The organism is Pontibacter rugosus (assembly GCF_042678745.1).
In the GTDB taxonomy this organism is placed as follows: domain Bacteria; phylum Bacteroidota; class Bacteroidia; order Cytophagales; family Hymenobacteraceae; genus Pontibacter; species Pontibacter rugosus.
The window spans coordinates 1-5,453 of record NZ_JBHTLD010000267.1 but is presented as its reverse complement, the minus strand read 5'-3'; the positions used below and the strand labels follow the sequence as shown (position 1 = coordinate 5,453).

The following is a 5,453-nucleotide window of genomic DNA, read 5'->3' as shown; positions in this document are numbered from 1 at the left end:
ATCGCGTATAGAAGCAAAACCCGTTGATTTAGCTGATAGGCTAAGCAGCAGGTTTAAAATATTTATTATCAATACAATTACAAGGAAATTATAACAAACCCTCTTACACATGAATCATTTAGCCAAATCGTTCTCACGGGTTTCTCTGTTGCTGGCGATGGTTTGCCTTTTGGCCGCCTCAGCTGCCTCGGCGCAAAGCACCAGAAAACTCCTGCGTACAGGAAACAAGTTATTCGATAAGGAAAACTACCGCGCTGCCCTGCCATACTATGAGCAAGTGCTCGCTGCAGATCCAGATAACGCGAAGGCACTTTACTATGCTGGTATCAGCTACATGACCTTCGACAAAGAGAAGGCTGCAGAGTATTTGTACCGTGCACAGGAGGTGAAGCCTAACGTAGACAGAGATCTGGAGTACTGGTTAGGTCGCGTAGACCATATCAATTACCGCTTTGATAGAGCAGTAGAGCATTACCAGACGTATCAGAAGGCAATTCCGAAGCGCAACATTGGCTTGAAAGAGGAAGTGGCGCAATTGATACAGTATTCTAAAAACGCCAAGCGCGAAGTGGCTAACCCGAAAGATGTGTTCGTAAAGAACCTGGGCGGCACTGTGAACACTGCTTATTCTGAGCATAGCCCGGTTATTTCGTCAGACTACAACTACCTGCTTTTTACTTCCCGTGCTGAGAATGTAACCGGTGGCCAGGAGGCTCGTGATGGTGAGTTCTACGAAGATATTTTTGAGACAACTCGCTTAGGTGAAGATGAGTGGCAGCAAACGCGTATTGTACCTGGTGCCCTTAACAGCCCGGGCCACGATGCCTCGATCCAGCTTTTTGACAACGATACGAAGTTGTTGCTTTACCAATCAACTAACAACGGCGATATTATGGTGGCCGAGCGCCAGCCAGATGGTAGCTGGGGTGCGCCAAAGAGCATCAGCGACAAAGTGAATACGAAAGACTTTGAGTCAGATGCCTATATCACTCCAGATGGAAACACCCTGTTTTACTCTACAAGCCACTACTCTGAGAACGGTGACCTTGATATTTACATGATTCAGCGTAACAAGAACGGTAACTGGGGCAACCCTAAGAGCCTGGGCAAAACCATCAACACAGCTTTTGATGATGATAGCCCATACCTTGCCAGCGACGGTACGTTGTTCTTTGCTTCACGCGGACATAACAGCATGGGCGGATACGATATCTTCTCTGCCAAGTATGACTCTGTTGCTCGCCGCTGGGCACGCCCGGTAAACCTTGGTTCGCCAATCAACACACCAGACGACGACACCTATTACCGCCTTGCCCCTGATGGCAGCTATGCTTATCTTTCTTCTTACCGCATTGGTGGTTACGGAGAAAAAGATATCTATACCATCAACTACATCAAAAACACTACTGTTAAAGGTCAGGTATTTACGCAGGCTGATAGCATTGCCATACCAGGTGTAGAGTTGATCTTCAACGGCCTTCAGGCTGATAAGAGACCAATTTCATACCGCGATGTAACCAAAACGGATTCTGCCAGCTACAGCGTAACGGTTCTTTCTGGACGTAACTACCAGGTGCAGCTTTCAATGGATGGCCGTGTAATTGAAACTATGGATTTCGAGGTTCCGATCGTGTTGAACGATACGACAGATATAACCAAGAACTTCTATATCAACTTTGTAGACTCTACTGGTACGCTTGTGAAGAATGTGCCAGGAAACTTCAAGATGGAGAACATCTATTTCCAGACAGACAAGTATAACCTGCGTCCGGAGTCGGTGCAGGAGCTTGACAGGATTGCTGCCATCCTAAAGGCTAACCCAACACTGAATATCAGCATTGAGGGCCATACAGATGCAAGAGCTTCTGACTCTTATAACATGACTCTAGGTCAGAACCGTGCTGATGCTGCGTTTGATTACCTGGTAAACAAAGGTATCTCTCCTAAGCGTATGGTTACGGTAACGTATGGCGAAAGCAGACCAGCTGTACCAAATACAACATCTGAGAACATGCAGCTTAACCGCAGAACCATGTTCAAAGTGCTTCCGCGTGAAGGTCAGAACCAGCAAAACAACCAGTAGTAGCTAAAGCCGAAAGGCTACTAATACGATACTTTAAAGCAGGCCGGGCAAATGCCCGGCCTGCTTTTTTTATATTTCGGAACATATTCTGCGGATTATAGTTTTAGGTACAGTATTTTTGCCTCATAACACATTCCATTTCAACCCATGGCGGTAGTACCTTACAAAGATCAGAACGGCGATAAAAAGTCGCAGGTGGCCACGATGTTTAATAACATAGCGGGCAATTATGATTTCCTGAACCACTTTTTGAGCGCCGGTATAGATATTATCTGGAGAAAAAAGGCGGTTAGCCTGTTGGCTCCTACAAAACCAAAGCAAGTACTGGACGTTGCCACGGGCACCGGCGACTTTGCCATCGAAACACTGCGCCTGAATCCAGATAAAATTACGGGAGTAGACATCTCAGAAGGCATGTTAGCCGTAGGACGTGAGAAGCTGGCCAAGCGAGGCCTGTCTAACAAAATAGAGCTGCTATACGGAGACTCAGAAAACCTGCCTTTTGCAGATAATACCTTTGATGCCATTACCGTGGCTTTTGGCGTGCGCAATTTCGAGAATCTGGAGAAAGGCCTTTCTGAAATGCACCGTGTACTAAAGCCGGGTGGCATGGCCGTGGTGCTGGAGTTTTCAAAGCCACGCAGCTTTCCGATGAAACAGCTCTATCAATTTTATTTCAAGAATATACTACCAGTGGTAGGTAAACTCGTTTCTAAAGACAATGCTGCCTATACGTATTTACCGGAGTCGGTGCAGGCCTTTCCGGATGGGCAGGATTTCTTAAAAATTTACCAAAAAGTCGGATTTAGCAGCACGAAATGGCATTCACTCACATTTGGAATAAGCTCCATCTACACAGGCAAAAAATAACCCTTAGCCTGTTGGCGCTACTGCTGTTGCTTGGCAACACTACGCAGGCGCAGCAAAAAATTAAAACGCTGAATAAACCAGGCTACGACGATCGGCCGGTGCATTACGGTTTTTACCTGGCTATGCCGCTGACCAAGTATAACCTGCAACACTCGCAGGCTTATGTAGACCAACTGCAAAGCGCAGATGCAAACGGTACACCTCGGGTATCTATCAATACAAAAACTGATATCGGTTTTTATACAGGCCTGGTGCTAAACGTGCGTCTGGCTGAGTACCTGGATGCCCGCTTTGTGCCGGGTGTGGGTTTCTACAGCCGTACCATTCAGTATAACAATGCACCTACCGAAACAGGCGAGCGCCTGGAGCAGGACGAACAGACGTTGAATAACGTGATGGTAGAACTGCCCTTGCTTTTAAAGTATAAATCTAAACGCCGCTCTAATTACAGACCCTACCTGGTAGCCGGCATAAAACCCGGCATAGACTTGGGCAAAGGCAACAACGGCGGCGAAGGCATAAACGAATTACAGATAGAGGATTTCGATCTGGCGCTGGAATACGGCCTGGGGCTGGATATATTTTATCCTTTCTTTAAATTCGCACCAGAGCTGCGCTTTTCGCATGGCCTTATCAACCAGCACAAGCAGGTGCAGGAAAGCAACTACAGCGCCTACATCCAAAAATTGACAAACCACAACGTATCACTCATACTTTTCTTCGAATAAAAGATGACCAAGATCGCACTTGTAACCGGAGCCACTTCAGGTATAGGCTATGCCACTGCCATTGAATTAGCCAGCAAAGGATACCGCATTATTGCCACAGGCCGCCGGAAAGAGCGCCTGCAGGAGCTTAAACAGAAGCTAGGCAATAGCCAGGTATACCCGCTTGTTTTTGATGTACGGGACAAGGATGCGGTGCAGCAGGCAATAGATTCGCTTCCGGAAGAATGGCGAGCTGTAGAAGTGCTGGTAAACAATGCCGGAAATGCGCATGGCTTGTCTCCAATTCAGGATGGCTCTCTGGACGATTGGGATGCTATGATTGACATAAACGTGAAGGGCCTGTTGTATGTAACCAAAGCAGTGCTGCCGCTATTACAGCAGGCGCAGAAAGGTCATATCGTGAACATCGGTTCTATTGCAGGCCAGGAAGTGTACCCCAACGGCAATGTATACTGTGCCTCTAAACATGCCGTAGACGCGCTCTCCAAGGCGATGCGCATGGATCTGGTACAACAGGGCATAAAAGTGTCTGAAGTTAACCCAGGGCTTGTAGAGACGGAATTTTCGGATGTACGCTTCAAGGGTGATACTGCCAAGGCTGCCACAGTGTACCAAGGCTATGAGCCATTACAGGCGCAGGATATTGCTGAACTCATCAGTTTTATTGTGACGCGCCCTGCGCACGTGAACTTAGCAGAGGTGCTGGTGCTGCCAACGGCGCAGGCATCTGCCACTATCGTAAACAAGCAGTAGCCTGCTGCTAACAAAACGACACCGCCTCCTGTAGCATAAGCCACAGGAGGCGGTGTCGTTTTAACTCTTTATACTTTACTTTAGCAGGCCTTCCGACTTTAGCCAATCGAATATAATCTGATCAACGGGCGATACGAGGTTACAGTCTTTGTAGCCGAGCCATACTACCTCTTCAATTTCTGAGGCTGCCTTAATGGTACCTTGGTAATCGCTGCTATAGCATTGCATCTTCACATCAACGCCTGTCGGGTGCCCGTGGGCCTGCGCCATAAAAGTGCCGACATACCTTATACTGTGCTCCACCAACTCTATACTTAGCTCTTCCTTTACCTCACGTATCAGCGCCTGATGATCAGATTCTTCTGCTTCGCGCTTGCCTCCGGGTATGTAAAACGTGTCCTTGCCCCGGCTTCGGGTGCTTAATATTTTGTTATCCTTGATTTCTATCCAGGCAAGTTTGTCAATTATAGTCATCTTTAGCTGTTGGTGTAGGGCTTATACGTGTACAAACTTACGTATTGGCTCTTTCTGAGCAAGTATAAAAGAAGCTGCTGGAGCAACTGTAGCATACTTATGGGAGGTAAGTATCCTACTGAAAACCGGAGGGCCTAAATGCAAAAGAGGAAGCATACGCTTCCTCTTTTAAGTAAATAAGGTTAAGAATGATCTTACTTATCTCTGTCGTAACCGAACTCCTTTACAATCTTATTATAAAGGCCTAGCAGTAAGAAAGAGGGTGCCCATTGGCCTACAAAAAGTGCTTCTTCGTCTTTTTTCAAAACTTTAAGAGTGGCAGAAACACCCATTGAGCCTAATGCAGCCCACAGGTAAACATCTGATGGTATTTTAGATGTATACTGCTCAATAGCTGCTGCTACTGGTCCTTCTTTATGTTCTGGGTTAGCTTTGTCTGCTTTGTTTTTCAAGTCTGATGCTTCCATAATTTTATTTTAGTTTTTAGAAATTTGCTTTATCCCTAAGAAAACGTAGAAGTAATCCTATGGTTTTCAAAAATTTGC

General features: G+C 46.5%; 6 protein-coding genes. 4 read left to right on the top strand and 2 right to left on the bottom strand.

What is annotated here, in order from left to right:
• Positions 1–109 precede the first annotated feature (109 nt).
• The 4 genes from ACFQ2O_RS19470 (at position 110) to ACFQ2O_RS19455 (ending at position 4,434) form a co-directional block, all read left to right on the top strand.
• The gene (locus ACFQ2O_RS19470; protein WP_377531943.1) at positions 110–2,083 is read left to right on the top strand and encodes an OmpA family protein; all 1,974 of its coding nucleotides are present in this window, start codon (positions 110–112) and stop codon (positions 2,081–2,083) included.
• Positions 2,084–2,230: 147 nt separating this feature from the next.
• Positions 2,231–2,953 carry a bifunctional demethylmenaquinone methyltransferase/2-methoxy-6-polyprenyl-1,4-benzoquinol methylase UbiE gene (ubiE, locus tag ACFQ2O_RS19465; protein WP_377531940.1) on the top strand — a complete coding sequence of 241 codons (723 nt, stop codon included), beginning with the start codon at positions 2,231–2,233 and terminating at the stop codon, positions 2,951–2,953.
• Between the two features lie 11 nt (positions 2,954–2,964).
• The gene (gene porT, locus ACFQ2O_RS19460; RefSeq protein WP_377531937.1) at positions 2,965–3,681 is read left to right on the top strand and encodes a type IX secretion/gliding motility protein PorT/SprT; all 717 of its coding nucleotides are present in this window, start codon (positions 2,965–2,967) and stop codon (positions 3,679–3,681) included.
• Between the two features lie 3 nt (positions 3,682–3,684).
• Complete coding sequence (locus ACFQ2O_RS19455; RefSeq protein WP_377531934.1) at positions 3,685–4,434, top strand: SDR family NAD(P)-dependent oxidoreductase; 750 nt, start codon at positions 3,685–3,687, stop codon at positions 4,432–4,434.
• Positions 4,435–4,509: 75 nt separating this feature from the next.
• Here the strand turns inward: ACFQ2O_RS19455 and ACFQ2O_RS19450 are convergent, their stop codons facing one another.
• A complete protein-coding gene (locus ACFQ2O_RS19450) occupies positions 4,510–4,908 on the bottom strand; it encodes an NUDIX hydrolase (RefSeq protein WP_377531931.1) in 399 nt (132 codons plus the stop codon).
• Between the two features lie 194 nt (positions 4,909–5,102).
• On the bottom strand, positions 5,103–5,375 hold the full coding sequence (locus tag ACFQ2O_RS19445; protein ID WP_377531929.1) for a hypothetical protein: 273 nt from the start codon (positions 5,373–5,375) through the stop codon (positions 5,103–5,105).
• Positions 5,376–5,453 lie beyond the last annotated feature (78 nt).